At 65.8% G+C, this 3,958-nt stretch carries 3 protein-coding genes; all 3 read right to left on the bottom strand.

Features of this window, described 5'->3' with window-relative positions:
* Positions 1 to 105: 105 nt before the first annotated feature.
* The gene (locus N864_RS19935; RefSeq protein WP_034721480.1) at positions 106 to 705 is read right to left on the bottom strand and encodes a UbiX family flavin prenyltransferase; all 600 of its coding nucleotides are present in this window, start codon (positions 703 to 705) and stop codon (positions 106 to 108) included.
* Positions 706 to 1,192: 487 nt separating this feature from the next.
* Positions 1,193 to 2,524 carry a UbiD family decarboxylase gene (locus N864_RS19930; RefSeq protein WP_205621009.1) on the bottom strand — a complete coding sequence of 444 codons (1,332 nt, stop codon included), beginning with the start codon at positions 2,522 to 2,524 and terminating at the stop codon, positions 1,193 to 1,195.
* A 42-nt stretch (positions 2,525 to 2,566) separates the two neighbouring features.
* Positions 2,567 to 3,937 (bottom strand): aldehyde dehydrogenase family protein, encoded by a 1,371-nt coding sequence (locus N864_RS19925; protein WP_081794069.1) that lies wholly within the window; start codon positions 3,935 to 3,937, stop codon positions 2,567 to 2,569.
* Positions 3,938 to 3,958 lie beyond the last annotated feature (21 nt).

Raw genomic sequence — 3,958 nt, 5'->3', positions numbered from 1 at the left:
CGGTTCTACGGGCCGTTCGGGTCCGTGACTGATCCGGTGGTGCGATGCGTTAGGTCGGTGACGGAGACGAGGTAGACGGTCACCCGGTCGCGGGGTCCGTGGGCCCTACCGAGCGCCGATCTCGGGTGCGATCCCGGGCCAACGCTCGGCCAGTCCTACTTCAATGTCGAAGAGATCGAGCAGCCGCCCTACGGTGTGGTCGACAATGTCTTGTACGCACTCGGGATGGGTGTAAAGGGCCGGAACTGGAGGCGCGATCACCGCCCCTAGCTCGCTAAGCTCGCTCATCGTGCGAAGGTGGTTCCGGTGGAGCGGAGTCTCACGCACCATGAGGACAAGGCGTCGACGCTCTTTTAGCACGACGTCGGCCGCCCTCGACATCAGGGAGGCCGTCATTCCTGAGGCGATCTCTGACATCGTCTTGACCGAGCACGGCGCGACGATCATGCCCAGCGTCCGGAACGAGCCGCTTGAGATGGTGGCCCCGATGTCGTGGTTGTGATGGACCACATTGGCCATGCGTTCGATATCGTTCTGCCTCAGCCCAGTTTCGTGCATCAGGGTTAATCGTCCGGCTTTGCTGATAACCAGGTGTGTCTCGACCGGCGCCTGCTGTAGTACTTCGAGGATCCGGACGCCGTACGCGGCGCCAGAGGCGCCTGATATGCCAACGATCAGCCTCGGCGTCATGTCAGGCAGTTTCATGTCCGGCCTCCCATGGTCGGTGATTGCGGTCGCGGCCCGTACCGCGTCAACTGTTTGTTTCCTACTCGTGAACAATGGCGTTCTTCGTCAGACGTTGTTCGTTCTTTGAAGACTCCTCGATGGTCATGATTTGCCGGGAGACGCCCCGTGGACTGTCGGCCGGCCCCCGACGAGGCCCTGGATGACTCCGTTCATCAGCGACCAGCCCGCCGGATCTGGGGCGACCAGGGATGGCCGGGCCGGGTCGATCCCGTTGGGGAGTGCCTCGATTGCCAGCGGCCGTCCCATCTCCATGACGCTCTGGTAAGCACGCCCCGGGTAGGATTCCTGCGGGCAGTAAGGGCACGCGAGAGTGAACTGCCGCCGTTCCATAGCTGGTCGGTATCAATCGTCGATGCCAATTCGTCGCCAGTCGTCGGTCTTTGCGTCGATGACCGTGTCCAGGTCGATCTCCTGCTGCCCGGGTACCCGGATCCTCAGGAACCTTTCAGGGGGGGGCCTGTGGGGGCACGGTGGCGTCGAATCCGAGCTTCGCGCCGACGCCGTCGTCCGCCGACGGGTCCAGCTTGGATCCCTGTGTCCCAGTGATCACTACCAGGTCGCGGTCTGCCTGGAACCTCGTGGCTACGGCCCACTCGACCTCGGCGGGGTCGTGGACGTTCACGTCGGTGTTGACGACGGTGACGTGCTTGATGTCGTAGTGCGTGGCGAGGGCGCCGAGGATCACGTTCTTCACTTCCCCGGGTTTCGGCGAGTCAACCTGCACGAACAGGTGATACCTGCACACACCCCCCCGCGAGAGGTGTAGATCGTGCACGCAGGGAAAGCTTCTTCGGAGATAAGCCAGGAAGGATGCCTCTCGAGGGATGCCGCCGAGCAGCAGGTGCTCGAGGCCACCGCCGACAATCGTGTGGTAGATCGGTTGTTTGCGGTGCGTGACCCGATCGACCTCGATGACATGTCTCTCGGCGCGTACACCGTAGTACTGCGGGAACTCTCCAAACGGACCTTCTGGTTCACGCCGGTTGGCCAGCAGCCTGCCCTCGATCACGATTTCCGCGTCGGCGGGCACGCGGACGTCGTTGGTCTGGCACTTGACGACCGGCAGGGGCGCGCCGCGCAGCGCGCTGGAAATCTCCAGTTCGTCCTGCCCGATCGGCACGATCGCCTGGGACGCCATCAAAGTGAGCGGGTCGACGCCGATGACGACGGCGACCTCGAGATCCTCGCCTTGCTCCTCGCGTTCCTGGAAGAACGCGAAGGTGTGCCGAGGGAGGAGCAGCGCGCCGAGCCGGTTTGCCGCGTTCACTTGAAGCCGGTGGATGGAGACGTTCTGCGCACCAGTACTGCGTTGTCTCGAGATCAGCAGGCCGGCCGTAATGTAACCGCCGCTGTCATGCTCATTGTGGGTTGGGATGGGCAGGATCCGCTCGAGGTCCACTTCCTGGTGCACGACCTGCTGACATACGGCGGTGGTGGTTTCCCTCCAGGGTACGGGCTCTTGGCAGGCCGCCTCGAACGTGGAGATGAGCTCGTTCTCGCTCACCCCCATGGCCTCGGCCATCCACCCGCGCTGCGATAGGAGGCCGGAGACGACCGGCACGTCGTGGCCCGAGGGGCTCGGGAAGAACGATGCCCTCGTCCCGTCGAGCCGATTGGCCACCCCGGCCACACCGAACCGGAGGTCGACGCCGGGGTGAGCAATCGCGAGCCGCTGCCGAGCCTGCAGGTGATCCAGCCAGCCACGGAGGTCAGCGCCGGGTGGCGCGCCCATTGGCGAGGTCACCGACACCGCGTGCGGCTTAGCGGGAACAGTCATGGGCATACTCCATTTGCGTCGCTGGAGCCGAGTGTTTATGGGTTACAACGAGAAGTGCACGTGCTTGACCTCGGTGAACTGCTCAACACCCTCGAGCCCACGGGTGCGGCCTAACCCGGACATCCCGTAACCACCCGATGGTGCCTCCGCATAGGAACGGTTGTAGCCGTTGACCCACACGGTGCCTGCTTTGATGGCGCGTGCCACCGAGAGTGCACGGCCGAGGTCGCGGCTCCAGACCGAGGACGCGAGGCCGTAGGGAGCCGCGTTGACCAGCCCGATGGCGTCCGACTCGTCGCGGTAGGCCTCGACGGTCAGCACCGGACCGAAGATGTCGTCCTGGACAATTGGAGAGGATCGCTCGACGTCTGTCACGAGCGCGGGAGCCAGGAAGTACCCCTGGGATCCCGGTGGCCGGAGTCGCTCACCTCCGACCAGGACCGTGGCGTCGCGCCGGGCCAGCTCGACGTAGGACGTTACCTTGGCGAAGGCATCGCCCGAGATCAGCGGGCCGAGATCCGACTGTGGGTCGTGCGGGTCACCGACACGCAGGCTGCCCATGAGGTCGGTGAGGCGTGCGCACGCCTCGGCCAGGTGGTCCTGGTGCACGAGGACGCGCGTGCAGGCCATGCACATCTGCCCGGCGGTCGTGACTGAGGCGCGCGCGGCCGAGGCGAGGGCCCGCTCCAGGTCGCCATCCGGAAGGACGAGCATCGAGCCCTTCCCACCGAGCTCGAGGAGCGGGCGGGTCATGGTTTCAGCCGCGTCTCGCATGACGGCCTGGCCGGCCGTGGTCGACCCGGTGATGGCCACCGCCGCGGTCCCCGGGTGGCGGACGAGGGCCGAGCCAACGGCGGCACCGCCGGGCAGGCATTGGAGGACGTCCTCGTCTACGCCGGAGGCGTGCCCGAGGCGGAGAACGTGCTCGGTGACGTGGTGGGTCTGCGGGCTCGGCTTGACGAGCGCGGTGACACCGGCCGCGAGCGCCGGCGCAAGATCGCGCAGCAGAAGGAGCACCGGCCAGTTCCATGGGGTGATGAACACCGTTGGCCCGACCGGCTCGCGCACGAGGTGCGACTCGCTGCCGTCCCACAGGGAGGCGGCACGTCCGAGGGGCAGCCGGCACAGCCCCGCGTTGAAGCGCAGCGCGTCGATGCTTCCGGACACCTCGGCTCGTGCCTCGGTGACGATTTTGCCGGTCTCGCATACCAGCTGCTCGACGAGCTCGTCCTGTTCGGCCTCGATCCGATCAGCCCAAGCGAGCATGACGGCTGCCCGCCGCCTGTGATCACGGGGCCACGAGCCATGGCCGGCTTCGACCGAGGCGGCGACCGCCGCATCGATATCGTCCGCTGTAGCGTCGGACGGGACCTCGAGCTCAGCTTGGCTGACCGGGAGCAGAAGAGTGCTCACTGGTTTACCTTCCTTGTGTCG

The organism is Intrasporangium chromatireducens Q5-1 (assembly GCF_000576575.1).
Lineage (GTDB): Bacteria > Actinomycetota > Actinomycetes > Actinomycetales > Dermatophilaceae > Intrasporangium_A > Intrasporangium_A chromatireducens.
This window is presented reverse-complemented; position numbering and strand designations above follow the sequence as displayed.